Genomic DNA, 13,917 nt, shown 5'->3' on the forward strand with positions numbered 1-13,917 from the left:
TATGTGCCGTTGACAATGCGCAGCGCCAAAACCTCACCCTGTCGCCCGAGACAACCGGTAACGCAGGCTGGCCGGCACAGGCGTAATCTCGCAGCCGGCCCCTAGAATGACGAACCGCATTCCATGAGTTCCTTCACCGTCCCGCCCCACGACGCCACCAGCCCTGCGCCCCTCGACTACGAGCGGCGCATGACTGCGCGCTCTCCGCTGGGACTCAACCTTTTTTGGCGTACCTTCTGCCTGCTGGCCCTGCTGTTGGTGGGCAGCATCCTGGCGTGGCTGCAGACGCTGCGCGCCTTCGAGTTCGAGCCGCGCACGCTGCACACCGCCCAGCAGATCGCCTCGCTGGTCAACCTCAGCCGCGCGGCCCTGGTGCATTCGGATGCCATCAACCGCGTCTCGCTGATCAAGACCATGGCCGACCAGGAAGGCGTGCGCATTCTGCCGCGCGAGCCTGGCGACAGCTTCGAGCTGCTGGACCAGAGCACGCTGGGCAAGCGCCTGACCGAGGAGCTCACGCGCCGCCTGGGCTACGGCACCATCGTGGCGCGCAGCGTCAATGGCGAGCCGGGGCTGTGGGTGGGCTTCACCATCAATGGCGACCGCACCTGGCTGCTGATGGACCGCTCGCGCTTCACGCCGGCCAGCGGGCGCACCTGGCTGATCTGGCTGATCACGGCCGGCCTGCTGTCCCTGGCGGGGGCGGCAGCCATCGCGCGCCTGATCAACCGGCCGCTCAAGCAGTTGAGCTATGCGGCCAACCGCGTGCGAGATGGCGACTTCGACGCCAGCCAGCTCGACGAGGAAGCCGTCACCAGCGAGATCCGCGAGGTCAACATCGGCTTCAACCGCATGGCGCAGAAACTCGCCCAGCTGGAGCAGGACCGCGCGGTGATGCTGGCCGGCATCTCCCACGACCTGCGCACGCCGCTGGCGCGCCTGCGGCTGGAGACCGAGATGAGCGTGGTGGACGACGTGGCGCGCGAGCACATGGTGGCCGACATCGTGCAGCTCGACGCCACCATCGACAAATTCCTGGACTACGCCCGCCCCGACCATGTCACCCTCAACCCGGTGAACCTGCATGCCGTGGTGTCCTCCTGCGTCTATGCGGTGCAGGACCACCGCGAGCTGCAGATCAGCATGGCCGTGCCCGAAGGCGTCTATGTGCTGGCCGACGAGGTGGAACTGGCGCGCGTGATCTCCAACCTGTTCGAGAACGCACGCCGCTACGGCAAGACGCCCGAGACCGAAACCACCCACGTGGATGTGACGGCATCGGAACGCGAAAGCTGGGTGGTGATCCGCATCCGCGACCATGGCCGTGGCGTGCCGCCCGAGCAGCTCGCCAGCCTGACCCAGCCCTTCTTCCGTGGCGACTCCGCGCGCACGGCCGCAGCGGGCGCGGGCCTGGGCCTGTCCATCGTGGACAAGACGGTGCAGCGCATGGGCGGCGTGTTTGCGCTGTCCAACTCCTCCACGGGCGGGCTGGTTGCCCATGTGCAGTTGCAGCGTGCCTCGGGCGTGGCCAAGGGTGCCGAGCCCGAGCAGCGTCTGCAGCGCCCGCAGATCAAGCGCCAGCTGCCCCCGCGTGCGCAGGACGGCGCCCTGGACGGAGAAGACTGAGCCCGCAGCGCGCGTTCGTCAGATACGTTCGGCAGATACAAAGGCCCCGGCGATCATTGACCGATCGCCGGGGCCTTTTGCCATGGGGATGGCCACCTCCGGTCAGGCGCGGAACAGCAAGGCGGCGGCGCGCGCCTCCATGGCCTGCTGCTGGCCCACGGGGCCAAGCTTTTCGGCCGTCTTGGCCTTGACGTTGACCTGGTCCAGCGCCAGCCCCAGCGCCGTGGCGATGCGCTCGCGCATGGCAGGAATGTGCGGCGCCAGCTTGGGGGCCTGGGCAATGATGGTGCTGTCGATGTTGCCGATCTCCAGCCCCGTGGCGCGCACGCGGCGCGCCGCTTCCACCAGCAGCACCAGCGAATCGGCGCCACGGAATTCGGGGTCGGTGTCGGGGAAATGCCGGCCGATGTCGCCCAGCGCCGCGCCGCCCAGCAGCGCGTCGGTGATGGCGTGCAGCAGCACGTCGGCATCGGAATGGCCCAGCAGCCCCAGTTCGTGCGGCACCTCGATGCCGCCCAGGATCAGCTTGCGCCCGGGCACCAGGGCATGCACGTCCCAGCCCTCGCCAATACGAAAATTCATGTGAAACATTCCAGGTTCAGAAAAATGGATTGCCCGACGCCTGCGGATGGTCGCGCTGGCCCCGGTATCGCTCCAGCGTGGTGCTGCGCTCGCGCTGCGACAGCACGGCGGCGGCCAGCGCGAAATCGTCCGGATAGGTGACCTTGAAGTTCTGCGCGCCGCCGGGCACCAGGCGCGGGCGCTGGCCCACGGCCTCCATGGCGCTGGCCTCGTCGGTCACGGCCGAGCCGGCGTGCTGCAGCGCATCGAGCAGCGGCGCGATGCGGAACATCTGCGGCGTCTGCGCCAGCCATTTGTCGCTGCGGTCCACCGTGCCCGCCACGCGCACCCCGCTGGGCCCGGCCACGGCCGTCTTGAGTGTGTCGGGCAGCTTGTGCGCCAGCAGGCCGCCCACGGCATCGTGCTCGCAGGCGTCGATCAGGGCATCGATGAGCGCGGGCGTCACCAGGCAGCGCGCGGCGTCGTGCACCAGCACCCAGTCATGCGCGCCCGCACCGCGCGCCAGCAGCTCCTTCAGGCCGTTGGTCACGGATTCGGCCCGCGTGGCGCCTCCGCATGCCGCCGTGGAGTAGCGCGTGGGCGACGGGCCCGGCAGGCCCTGGCGCCAGAAATCATCGCCGGGCGCGATCACCACCAGCGTGTGGTGTACGCGCGTTGCACCCGCAAAGGCGGCCAGCGTGTGCGCCACCATGGGCGCACCGGCCACCAGGTGGTATTGCTTGGGCAGTTCAGGCGCAGGCGCATCGGGCGCGATGGCGCGCGAGCCCGTGCCCGCGCAGGGGATCAAGGCCCACAGGCGGGCCGGCTCCAGGGACGCGGGCGCAGCCGCCGCAAGCAGATCTGTCATGGTGGCGCATTGTAGTGACGGCCATGCGCCACCATGGACATGCGGGCATGCCTGCATGGCCGCCATGCGTGCTGGCTAAAATGGTTCGATACCCCTCTGCGCGTGCCGAGGGGTTTTGTCGTTACTTCGCCCAGGCGCTGCGGCGCCCACGTCCAAGCACCATGGAACTGCCCAAGCTCACTCCCGGAAAACGCTTCACCCTGCCCCGCCCCGTGGGCAGCGCCGACGCCCTGCTGCTGGCCCGCCTGGGCGAGCGCGAGAAGGCGGCAGGCCGGGTGACGGCCATCGTCACGGCCGACGCCTCGGATGCCCAGCGGCTGATCGACGAGATGGCCTTCTTCGCCCCGGGCCTGCGCTGCGCGCTGTTCCCCGACTGGGAGACCCTGCCCTACGACAGCTTCTCTCCCCACCAGGACCTGATCAGCGAGCGCCTGGCCACGCTGTGGCGCATCAACCAGCGCGACAAGGAGCATGGCGCCGACGTGGTGCTGGTGCCCGCCACCACGGCGCTGTACCGGCTGGCGCCACCCTCCTTCCTGGCCGGCTACACCTTCGAGTTCAAGAGCGGCCAGAAGCTGGACGAGGCCAAACTCAAGGCCCAGCTGACGCTGGCCGGCTACCAGCATGTCTCCCAGGTGGTCAGCCATGGAGAGTACGCGGTGCGGGGCGGCCTGATCGACCTGTTTCCCATGGGCTCGCTGCAGCCCTACCGGGTGGACCTGTTCGACGATGAGATCGACTCCATCCGCACCTTCGACCCCGACACCCAGCGCAGCCTCTACCCCGTGCCCGAGGTGCGCCTGCTGCCCGGCCGCGAGTTCCCAATGGACGAGGACGCGCGCGCCAAGTTCCGCCAGCGCTGGCGCGAGCTGCTGGAGGGCGATCCCACGCGCAGCCGCATCTACAAGGACATGGGCCAGGGCATTGCCACGGCCGGCATCGAGTACTACCTGCCGCTGTTCTTCGACGAAACGGCCACCGTGTTCGACTACCTGGGCGCCGATGCCACCGTGGTGATGCATGGCGACCTGGAGCCGGCCTTCCAGCGCTTTTGGCAGGACACCAAGGAGCGCTTCCGCCTGGTGCAGGGCGACCCCGAGCGCCCGGCCCTGCCGCCCGAGGTGCTGTTCCTGTCCGCCGACCAGTTCTACACGCGCGCCAAGGAGCACGCCCAGCTCGCGCTGCGCCCAGGCACCGAGGACGTGGCAGACAGCGCCATCTTCCAGAAGCTGGAGGACCTGTCCGTGGTGCGCGGCGCGGAAGACCCTCTGGCGCGCCTGCAAAGGCACATTGCCGCCAGCGCCCACCGCATCCTGCTGCTGGCCGAGTCCGATGGCCGCCGAGAAAGCCTGCTGGACTTCTTCCGCGCCTCGGGCGTGAACCCGCCGGTCTTCGACTCGCTGGCCGAGTTCCAGGGCGATGCGGGCGAGAAGGTGGGCATTGCCACGGCCGGGCTGATGAACGGCTTCGCCTGGGTGGAGGAAGGCCTGGACTTCGTCACCGAGACGGAGCTGTTCGCCACCAGCCCCACGGGCCGCAGGCGCAGGCGCCAGGAGCAGGTCAGCGATGTCGAGGCACTGATCAAGGACCTGTCCGAACTCAAGGTGGGCGACCCCGTGGTGCACTCGGACCACGGCATCGGCCGCTACCAGGGCCTGGTCCACATGGACATGGGCCAGAAGAACCCCGACGGCACGCCGGCCGTGCAGGAATTCCTGCACCTGGAGTACGCGGGCAACGCCGTGCTCTACGTGCCCGTCAGCCAGTTGCAGCTGATCAGCCGCTACACCGGCGTCTCGCCCGAGGACGCGCCGCTGCACAAGCTCGGCGGCACGCAGTGGGAAAAGGCCAAGCGCAAGGCGGCCGAGCAGGTGCGCGACTCCGCGGCCGAGCTGCTGAACATCTACGCGCGCCGCGCCGCACGCCAGGGCCATGCCTTCCGCTACTCGCCCCAGGACTACGAGCAGTTCGCCAACGACTTCGGCTTCGAGGAAACGGCGGACCAGCGCGCCGCCATCCACGCCGTGATCCAGGACATGATCAGCCCCCAGCCCATGGACCGCCTGGTCTGCGGCGACGTGGGCTTCGGCAAGACCGAGGTGGCGCTTCGCGCGGCCTTCGTGGCCATCACGGGCGGCAAGCAGGTGGCCTTCCTCGCGCCCACCACGCTGCTGGCCGAGCAGCACTACCAGACCCTGGTGGACCGCTTCTCCAAGTGGCCGATCAAGGTGGCCGAAGTCTCGCGCTTTCGCTCGGGCAAGGAGATCACGGCGGCCGTCAAGGGCATTGCCGACGGCTCGGTGGACATCGTCGTGGGCACGCACAAGCTGCTGTCCGAGTCCACGCAGTTCAAGAACCTGGGCCTGCTGATCATCGACGAGGAGCACCGCTTCGGCGTGCGCCACAAGGAAGCCATGAAGGCCATGCGCGCCGAGGTGGACGTGCTCACGCTGACGGCCACGCCCATCCCGCGCACCATGGGCATGGCGCTGGAAGGCCTGCGCGACCTGTCCGTCATCGCCACCGCGCCCCAGCGGCGCCTGGCCATCAAGACCTTTGTGCGCAACGAGGGCACGGGCGTGATCCGCGAGGCCGTGCTGCGCGAGCTCAAGCGCGGCGGCCAGTGCTACTTCCTGCACAACGAGGTCGAGACCATCGAGAACCGCAAGCAAAAGCTCGAGGAAATCCTGCCCGAGGCACGCATTGCCGTGGCCCACGGCCAGATGCCCGAGCGCGAGCTCGAACGCGTGATGCGCGACTTCGTGGCCCAGCGCTACAACATATTGCTGTGCTCGACCATCATCGAGACCGGCATCGACGTGCCCAGCGCCAACACCATCCTCATCAGCCGCGCCGACAAGTTCGGCCTGGCCCAGCTGCACCAGCTGCGCGGCCGCGTGGGCCGCAGCCACCACCAGGCCTATGCCTACCTGATGGTGCCCGACCTGGACAGCCTGACCAAGCAGGCCCAGCAGCGGCTGGAGGCCATCCAGCAGATGGAGGAACTGGGCTCGGGCTTCTACCTGGCCATGCACGACCTGGAAATCCGCGGCGCCGGCGAGGTGCTGGGCGAGAACCAGAGCGGCAACATGATGGAGGTGGGCTTCCAGCTCTACAACGAGATGCTGTCCGAGGCCGTGCGCAGCCTCAAGGCCGGCAAGGAGCCCGACCTGCTCAGCCCGCTGTCGGCCTCCACCGACATCAACCTGCACGCGCCGGCCCTGCTGCCGGGCGACTACTGCGGCGACGTGCACCTGCGCCTGTCCTTCTACAAGAAACTGGCGACGGCCCGCACCAGCGACCAGATCGACACCCTGCTCGAAGAAATCGTGGACCGCTTCGGCAAGCTGCCGCCCCAGGCGCAGACGCTGATCGACGTGCACCGCCTGCGCGTGCTGTCCCAGCCCTACGGCGTGGTCAAGGTCGATGCGGCGCCCGGCGTGATCAACATCACCTTCAAGCCCCAGCCGCCGGTGGACCCGATGGCCATCATCCACCTCATCCAGAAGAACAAGCACATCAAGCTGGCCGGCAACGAGAAGCTGCGCATCGAGCGTGCCCTGGACAATCCCAAGGACCGCGCCCAGATGGTGCGCGACGTGCTGCGCAGCCTGGGCCAGCCGCTGGTGGAGGCGAAGGCGGCCCAGCCCGCATAGAACGCGTCGTTCCAGCCATGTTCCTCGAAGCGAGCATCGCCCTGCTGGCCCTGGCCACCGCGCTGTGGCTGCGCCCCTGGCGCATGCTGGCCGGCCGCCCGGGTCCGGGCGGCCCGCAGGACCGCATGGCCTCGCCCCTGGTCACGCCGCTGCTGGGCGTGCTCGTGCTGCTGCCCTGGATCTGGGCCCTGCCCACGCTGCACCGCATGCCGCTGCAATTGCAGTGGTCCTCGGCGCCGCTGGTGGTGCTCATGCTGGGCTGGCCGCTGTCCGTGCCGCTGCTGCTCGTCGTGGGCGGGCTGGCGGCCCTGCTGTCGCCGGCCCTGGGCTGGGGAGATGCGCTGGGCATCTCGGTCTGGCAGGGCATCGTGCCCGCCACGCTGGCCATGCTCTGGGGTGCGGCGCTGCGGCGCTGGCTGCCGCACCAGATCTTTGTCTTCATTCTCGCGCGCGGCTTTGCGGGCACGGTGCTGTGCGTCTTCATCTCGGCCCTGCTGGCCCAGGCCGCAGGCCACTCGCTTCCCGGTGTCAACGAGGACCTGTCGCGCATTGCGCGCTGGCTCATGGCCTGGGGCGATGCCGTGATCACCGGCATGGTGACGGCCATCTTCGTGGTGTTCCGTCCCCAATGGCTGGCCACCTGGTCGGATGCCATCTACCTGCGCCGCCCGCCTGCGCCCTGAGGGCGCATCCAGGCACAAGCCGTGGCGCGCCGCAGTGCCAAGGCCAGTGACTGCGCCGCGCGGCCCTGGCTCTAGATATGATTCGCGCCTGATACCCGCCAGCCCGGCGGCCCGTCCCTTTTTGCTGCCCCACCCATGACCGATGTCACCGAATTCGCGCCCGGACTGCTGATCCGCGGCATCCAGCCGCCACTGAAGCTGGCCGACTACAAGCTCATCGCGTTCGACATGGACTCGACGCTGATCACCATCGAATGCATCGACGAGATCGCCGACGCCACCGGCAAGAAGGCCGAGGTCGCGGCCATCACCGAAGCCACCATGCGCGGCGAGATCACCGACTTCAAGGACAGCCTGCGCCAGCGCGTGGGCAAGCTCGTCGGCGTGACCGAGGCCGACATGGCCCGCGTGCTGGCCGAGCGCCTGAAGCTCTCCCCGGGCGCCGAAACCCTGGTGCGCGCAGCCCAGGCTGCGGGCCTGAAGGTGCTGCTGGTCTCGGGCGGCTTCACCTACTTTGCCGAGCACGTGCGCGGCATGCTGGGCATCGACTTCGTGCGTGCCAACGTGCTGGAGATGCGCGACGGCGCGCTGACCGGCGGCCTGATCGAGCAGCCCTGGGGCGACATCTGCGACGGCGCCGAAAAGCGCCGCACGCTGCTGGAAGTCGCCTCGCTGCTGGGCATTCGCCCCGACCAGTGCATCGCCGTGGGCGACGGCAGCAACGACATTCCCATGATGCAGGTCGCAGGCCTGTCCGTGGCCTACCACGCCAAGCCGCGCGTGCGCAACGAGGCCAAGGTCTCCATCACCGAAGGCGGCCTGGACCGCCTGCTGGAAGTGCTGCGCTGAAAACCGGCGGCGGGGGCTGGCGCAGGCCGCTGCACTGCTCCGCAATCAATAGCTGAGAATGTTTTGTGGGCTTGCTTTTCCGGCAGGCCCCGGTCTTTTCTACAATGCTTGACGCAGCCCCATAGGCCACCGCCTCAGCGCCGGTGGCTCTCCTACAACAGCAGGCTGCACACCGGCGTATCCGCATGCCGGTGCTTGGAATCTCCTGCCCCAACCCCATGTGACACCCAAGGCCGCAGGCCTGCCCGCAGACGGGCGGCCTGTGGCGCTCCGACCGGCGCAGGCCCGCCTGCGCCGACCGTGCACATGACCACCATGATTGGAAAAACCTTCGTGAAGACTTCGTTCCGCACCACTGCCTCCGTGATCGCCCTGGCCATTGCATCGCTGACCGTGCCCACGCTGGCCCAGGCCAAGCGCATGGGCAGCGGCGGCAAGTCCGTGCGCCCGGCGTCGATCGGCAAGGCCCCTGCCCAGCCCGCAGCGCCTGCGGCGCCCACCGCCAGCAAGGCGGCAACGCCTGCCAGCCCGGCAGCTCCTGCCACGCCAGCAACGCCGGCCGCGCCCGCCGCAGCCGCCGCTCCGGCAGCGGCACCTGCCACTGCAGGTGCTGCAGGCCCGGGCATGATGGGCACGCTGGGCGCCGCCGCAGTGGGCGCCGTTGCCGGCTCCATGGCCGGCAATGCGCTGGCCGGCGCCATGACCCCTGAAAAGGACGCTGCCGCCAAGGAGGCCGAAGCCAAGGCCAAGGCCGCCGAAACCGAGGCAGCAGAGCTGCAGCGCAAGGCCGATGAAGCCAAGGCCAAGGCAGAAGCCGCCCGCGCCGCCGCCAAGTAAACCGCCTGCTCCTTGCAAAAGGCCGCGCCTGTCGCGGCCTTTCTGTTTTGTCCAGCGGCTGCTTCAACGGCCTTGCGCATGCTCTCCACGCAGCGTCATCACGGCGCTGGCGATGCTCGCAACGGCCTTGCCATCATCACGCTCGATTTCACAGCGGTAGTGGCTGATCGTGCGTCCACGGTGCTCGGCCCACGCCCGCGCGCACAGCCTGGAGCGCCAGACCGGGCGCAGGAAGGCCGCCTTCAGGTCGATGCTGGTGAAACTCTGGCCTGGCTCCATCAAAGTGGAATGCGCCGTGCCTATGGCAGCATCGGCCAGTTCGCACAGCATCCCGCCATGGACCGTGCCCTGCTGGTTGCCATGGCGCTGCGCATCGGCGTCGAACTCCACGACGGCCATGGCTTCGCCGACGGCCACTATGCGAAACCCCAGCATCTGCGAGATCGCGGTCGGATAGCGCATGTGCGTGGCCTCGTCTGCGGCAAGCCGCCCTTCGATCTGCCGCTGCAGATAGTCGAGCACGGGGAGATAAGTGCTGGGAAGATGCATGGATTTCCTGTCTGGAGCGGGAGGGCAAGGCCCGGGAATGCCCGTCTCGCCAGTGTGATGACCTAGACTGGAACAATCAAAAAATTGTCCTAACTACACTCCATGGCTGCCTCTCGCGTTGCTCTGCTGACTGAACGGCTGGCCGAAGACATCCGCGCCGGCCGGCTCGCCCCCGGCACGCTGATGCCCACGCACCGCGACCTCGCGGCCCGCCATGGCATGGCCGTGGCGTCCGCCAGCAAGGTGTATGCGCGGCTGGCCTCCCTCGGCCTGGTCATCGGCGAAACCGGGCGCGGCACCTTTGTGCGGGATCGGCCGCAGCAGCGCGAATGGGATGGCGGCGACGAATCCCGCCTGAGTTCGGACACGGCCGACCTGTCCTTCAACCATCCCACCTGGCCGGGGCAGGCCGGGCTGTTGCGCTCCATGCTGCGCGAGCTGGCTGCTTCGGGCGACCTGGCTGCGCTCATGCACCAGCAGCCGCCCGGCGGCCGGCTGCACGAGCGGCGCATCGTGGCCGACTTCCTTGCCCGCGAACGCGGCCTGGCTGCCGAGCCGGAACGCATCTTCCTGGTCAACGGCGCGCAGCAAGGACTGGACATTGCCGTGCGTTCGCTGCTGCGGCCCGGCGATGCGGTGGCCGTGGACGCGCTGACCTACCCGGGCTTCAGGATGCTGGCCGAGCTCCAGGACCTGGACCTACAGCCGGTCCCTGCCCTTGACGAGGGTCCCGACCTCGATGCATTGGAGCGGCTGTGCGCGCGCCGGCGCATACGCGCCATCCATGCCATGCCCACGCTGCACAACCCCCTGGGATGGGTGATGCCGCTGGCGCAGCGCCAGCGCCTGGTGGAGATCGCAAGGCGCCACGATTGCCTGCTGATCGAGGATGCTGCCTATGCCTTTCTGGCAGGCAAGGCGCCCGCAGCCCTCGCAACGCTGGCGCCAGAGCGCTGCATTCACGTCTCCAGCCTCTCGAAAAGCGTGGCCAGCGGGTTGCGCTTCGGCTTCATGGTGGTGCCCCAGGCATGGGCAGGCCGCGTCAAGGCCGTGGTGCGCGCCAGCCACTGGAGCATGCCGGGCCTGGTCACGGCCATGGCCACGCGCTGGATGGCCAGCGGCTCCGTGCGGCAGCAGGAACAACGCATGCGGCAGGAGGCACGGCGCCGGCAGGCGATTGCGCGCAAGGCGCTGGCAGGAATGCAGATGCTGGCCCACCCCTGCTCGCTCTTCCTCTGGCTGCGCCTGCCCGGGGAGCTGCGGATGGACCGGGTGGCCACGGCGCTGGCCCAGTGCGGCATCGCCGTATCGCAGGCCCACGCCTACGCAACGACTCCCCATGCCCCGCATGCGCTGCGCCTGGGACTGGGTTCAGTGCCTCTGCCGCAACTGGAGGCCGTACTCGTTCAGTTGCGGGATACCGTGGAAGGCTTTCCGCCCTGAGCCTGTGCCGGGCCAGGGCCCGGTTCAGGGGCCTTGCGCTTCAGCGCCGCCCGTCGCGCAGCGGCTGCAGCAGGTGCGAAAGGCCGTTGTGGTCCAGCTCCTGCATCAGCGCCAGCAATTGGCCCAGCTCTCCCTTGGGAAAGCCCTCGCGTGCGAACCAGTTCAGATAGTTGCCGGGAAGATCGGCGATCAGCCGGCCCTTGTACTTGCCATAGGGCATTTGCACCTGCACCAGCTTTTGCAGCATTTCGGAGTCCATGGCGGCGATGGTACGCGCTGCGCCATCGCAAGAATCCGCATAAAAAACCACAGCCTTATAACCAAATATCAAAAATGTTCAACGCGGCCCCTGGCGCAGCACTAGACTATGCGCCTGCCTGCCGCCAAGCCCGACGCGGAGCCGTTCTCCCGGGCCGGCGGCGTTTTATCGCAACCCGTTGAAGAAAGTCCTCCGGTCATGTTGAAGAAAGCCCTCTCCGCAATCGCGATTGCCACGCTGGCACTGACAGCCCAGGCCGCCGACGTGCTCAAGGTCGGTGCCACGGCCGTGCCGCATGCAGAAATCCTCAATCACATCAAGCCCGCGCTGAAGGCCCAGGGCATCGATCTGCAGATCAAGGAATTCAGCGACTACGTGCAGCCCAATGCGGCCGTCGAGGACAAGCAGCTGGACGTGAACTTCTTCCAGCACCAGCCCTACCTGGACAGCTACAACAAGGACCGCAAGACCTCGCTGGTGGCCGTGCCCAATGGCAAGGTCCATGTGGAGCCCTTCGGCGGCTACTCGCAGAAGATCAAGAACGTCAAGGACCTGAAGGACGGCGCCACCATTGCCATCCCCAACGACCCCTCCAACGGCGGCCGCGCCCTGATCCTGCTGGCCAAGCAGGGCCTGATTGAGCTCAAGGACCCCAAGAGCCTGACGCCCACGCCGCTGGATGTGGCCAAGAACCCCAAGAAGCTCAAGTTCAAGGAACTCGAAGCCCCGCTGCTGCCGCGCGCACTGGGCGATGTGGACCTGGCGCTGATCAACACCAACTACGCCATCGAGGCCAAGCTCAATCCCACCAAGGATGCGCTGTTCATCGAAGGTGCCGACTCGCCCTACACCAACATCGTGGTGTCGCGCCAGGACCGCGCCAACGATCCCAACATCGCCAAGCTGATGAACGCACTGCACACGCCTGATGTGAAGAAGTTCATCGTCGAGAAGTACAAGGGCGCCGTCGTTCCCGCGTTCTGAATGCGAGGTGGCCGCAGCCTTGCCGGCTGCGACCGTTGCGAAAAAAAAAGCGCTGCCGGGGCAGCGCTTTTTTTGTGGCTGGCATTCCTTGCCTCAGCCTGCGGAGGCCACCTCCGCCGGCGCCTTGGCCGCAGCAGCCGGCCGCGTGATGGCGCTGCCCATGGCCGCGCCCATGATGCAGGCAATGGCCAGCCACTGCGTTCCCACCAGTTGCTCATGCAGCAGCAGCATGCCCATGAGGGCGGCTATCGCGGGCTCCGTTGCCAGCGCGATGCCGAAGGTGGCGGGCGGCAGGCGGCGCAGCGCCATCATCTCCAGCGTGTAGGGCAAGGCGCTGGAGATGGCCGCAACCATCAACCCGAAAAGAAGTATGGATGGCTGCAGCAGCTTGGCCCCCGCCTCGGCCACGCCGAAGGGCACCACCACCATGGCGGCGAACACCAGGCCCAGCGACACGGCCTGGCCGCTGGGAATGCTGCCCAGCCGCTGGCCCAGCAGGATGTACAGCGCCCAGCAGATGGCCGCGCCCACGGCGCAGGCAATGCCCACGGGCTCCAGCACCAGGGCGCCGGCGCTGGCACCGCCTATGGGCAGGATCAGGGCCAGCCCCGCCACCGCCAGCGCCAGCCAGACAAAATCCACGGGCCGGCGCGAGTGGTAGATGGCCACGGCCAGCGGCCCCGAGAACTCGATGGCCACGGCCAGGCCGAAGGGAATGGTGCGCAGCGCCATGTAGAACAGCAGGTTCATGGCGCCCAGCGCCACGCCGAAACGCAGCAGCGCCCAGGCCTGAGGCCGCGCCAGCGTCCAGCGCCAGGGCCGCCAGATGGCCACCAGGATCAGCGCGGCAAAGCCCACGCGCAATGCCGAGGTGCCCTGGGCTCCCAGCACCGGAAAAAGCTGCTTGGCCAGTGACGTTCCCACGCCCAGCGCCGTCACCGAGCCCAGCACGGCCAGCAGCGGCCAAGCGCGGTTCCATGTGATGTTTGTTGTCATGGCGCGTACGATATTGCAAGCGCACCGCGCAAACAGCTCGTTTTTGAGCCGCTTCACGCAATATTCGCTCTTTTCCTCTTCTCGCTGCCAGCCGCCCATGCCCGCCATCGCCCTGGACTCCTTCGACCGCGCCATTCTCGACGTGATGCAGCGCGACAACCTCACGCCACAGCGCCTCATCGCCGAGCGCGTGCACCTTTCCGCGCCGGCCGTGCAGCGGCGCATCAAGCGGCTGCAGGAGCTGGGCGTGATCGCGGCCAACGTGGCCGTGGTCGATCCGGCGCGCATAGGCCGGCCGCTGACCGTACTCATCAACGTGCAGCTGGTCAACGAGCGCCCCGATCTGTCGCAGGCCTTTCGCGCACGCGTGGATCGGGAGGACGCGGTACAGCAGTGTTATTACGTGACCGGTGAAGCCGACTATTCATTGATCGTCACGGCTGCCGATATGGAGGAGTACCAGGCGCTGGCGGCTCGGCTGTTTGCGGGGGACGACAACATCCGGCGCTACACCACCTCGATAGCGCTGGAACGCGTCAAGACCGGGCTGCAGCTACCGCTGCAGCCGCAAGCCACGGATGCCTGACCACCGTCATCAGATCGTTT

General features: G+C 68.0%; 13 protein-coding genes. 8 read left to right on the top strand and 5 right to left on the bottom strand.

Annotated elements, in window-relative coordinates; translation table 11 throughout:
* Window positions 1-123: 123 nt before the first annotated feature.
* Window positions 124-1,626, top strand: a complete 1,503-nt coding sequence (locus ACF8NF_RS27635) for an ATP-binding protein (RefSeq protein WP_012204699.1) — start codon at window positions 124-126, stop codon at window positions 1,624-1,626.
* A gap of 102 nt (window positions 1,627-1,728) precedes the next feature.
* Here ACF8NF_RS27635 and ispF read toward each other — a convergent pair whose 3' ends face one another.
* Window positions 1,729-2,208, bottom strand: coding sequence for a 2-C-methyl-D-erythritol 2,4-cyclodiphosphate synthase (gene ispF / locus ACF8NF_RS27640; protein ID WP_013803157.1), 480 nt, complete (start codon window positions 2,206-2,208; stop codon window positions 1,729-1,731).
* A gap of 16 nt (window positions 2,209-2,224) precedes the next feature.
* On the bottom strand, window positions 2,225-3,055 hold the full coding sequence (ispD, locus tag ACF8NF_RS27645; protein ID WP_046238331.1) for a 2-C-methyl-D-erythritol 4-phosphate cytidylyltransferase: 831 nt from the start codon (window positions 3,053-3,055) through the stop codon (window positions 2,225-2,227).
* Between the two features lie 161 nt (window positions 3,056-3,216).
* Between ispD and mfd the strand changes: the two genes are divergently transcribed.
* The 4 genes from mfd (at window position 3,217) to ACF8NF_RS27665 (ending at window position 9,080) form a co-directional block, all read left to right on the top strand.
* The gene (gene mfd, locus ACF8NF_RS27650; RefSeq protein WP_016445269.1) at window positions 3,217-6,711 is read left to right on the top strand and encodes a transcription-repair coupling factor; all 3,495 of its coding nucleotides are present in this window, start codon (window positions 3,217-3,219) and stop codon (window positions 6,709-6,711) included.
* Window positions 6,712-6,728: 17 nt separating this feature from the next.
* Window positions 6,729-7,394 (top strand): hypothetical protein, encoded by a 666-nt coding sequence (locus ACF8NF_RS27655; RefSeq protein WP_392451657.1) that lies wholly within the window; start codon window positions 6,729-6,731, stop codon window positions 7,392-7,394.
* A gap of 135 nt (window positions 7,395-7,529) precedes the next feature.
* A complete protein-coding gene (gene serB, locus ACF8NF_RS27660) occupies window positions 7,530-8,243 on the top strand; it encodes a phosphoserine phosphatase SerB (protein WP_016445267.1) in 714 nt (237 codons plus the stop codon).
* Window positions 8,244-8,549: 306 nt separating this feature from the next.
* The gene (locus ACF8NF_RS27665) at window positions 8,550-9,080 is read left to right on the top strand and encodes a hypothetical protein (RefSeq protein WP_016453029.1); all 531 of its coding nucleotides are present in this window, start codon (window positions 8,550-8,552) and stop codon (window positions 9,078-9,080) included.
* A gap of 63 nt (window positions 9,081-9,143) precedes the next feature.
* Here the strand turns inward: ACF8NF_RS27665 and ACF8NF_RS27670 are convergent, their stop codons facing one another.
* Entirely contained in the window at window positions 9,144-9,629 is a 486-nt protein-coding gene (locus ACF8NF_RS27670; protein WP_160852589.1) for a PaaI family thioesterase, read from the bottom strand.
* 102 nt (window positions 9,630-9,731) lie between these two features.
* Here ACF8NF_RS27670 and ACF8NF_RS27675 point away from each other — a divergent pair, with 102 nt between their 5' ends.
* Window positions 9,732-11,072, top strand: coding sequence for a PLP-dependent aminotransferase family protein (locus tag ACF8NF_RS27675; RefSeq protein ID WP_392451658.1), 1,341 nt, complete (start codon window positions 9,732-9,734; stop codon window positions 11,070-11,072).
* 40 nt (window positions 11,073-11,112) lie between these two features.
* Here ACF8NF_RS27675 and ACF8NF_RS27680 read toward each other — a convergent pair whose 3' ends face one another.
* Window positions 11,113-11,331 (bottom strand): DUF3820 family protein, encoded by a 219-nt coding sequence (locus ACF8NF_RS27680; protein ID WP_017404429.1) that lies wholly within the window; start codon window positions 11,329-11,331, stop codon window positions 11,113-11,115.
* Between the two features lie 198 nt (window positions 11,332-11,529).
* Here ACF8NF_RS27680 and ACF8NF_RS27685 point away from each other — a divergent pair, with 198 nt between their 5' ends.
* The gene (locus ACF8NF_RS27685; protein WP_017404430.1) at window positions 11,530-12,315 is read left to right on the top strand and encodes a MetQ/NlpA family ABC transporter substrate-binding protein; all 786 of its coding nucleotides are present in this window, start codon (window positions 11,530-11,532) and stop codon (window positions 12,313-12,315) included.
* A 93-nt stretch (window positions 12,316-12,408) separates the two neighbouring features.
* On the opposite strand, the gene ACF8NF_RS27690 is transcribed toward ACF8NF_RS27685, so the two are convergent.
* The gene (locus ACF8NF_RS27690; protein WP_016445261.1) at window positions 12,409-13,311 is read right to left on the bottom strand and encodes an EamA family transporter; all 903 of its coding nucleotides are present in this window, start codon (window positions 13,309-13,311) and stop codon (window positions 12,409-12,411) included.
* Window positions 13,312-13,408: 97 nt separating this feature from the next.
* On the opposite strand from ACF8NF_RS27690, the gene ACF8NF_RS27695 reads away from it, so the two are divergent.
* Complete coding sequence (locus ACF8NF_RS27695) at window positions 13,409-13,897, top strand: Lrp/AsnC family transcriptional regulator (RefSeq protein ID WP_016445260.1); 489 nt, start codon at window positions 13,409-13,411, stop codon at window positions 13,895-13,897.
* Window positions 13,898-13,917: the final 20 nt, after the last annotated feature.

The organism is Delftia sp. WSY_22 (assembly GCF_043104185.1).
Classification (GTDB): domain Bacteria; phylum Pseudomonadota; class Gammaproteobacteria; order Burkholderiales; family Burkholderiaceae_C; genus Comamonas; species Comamonas tsuruhatensis.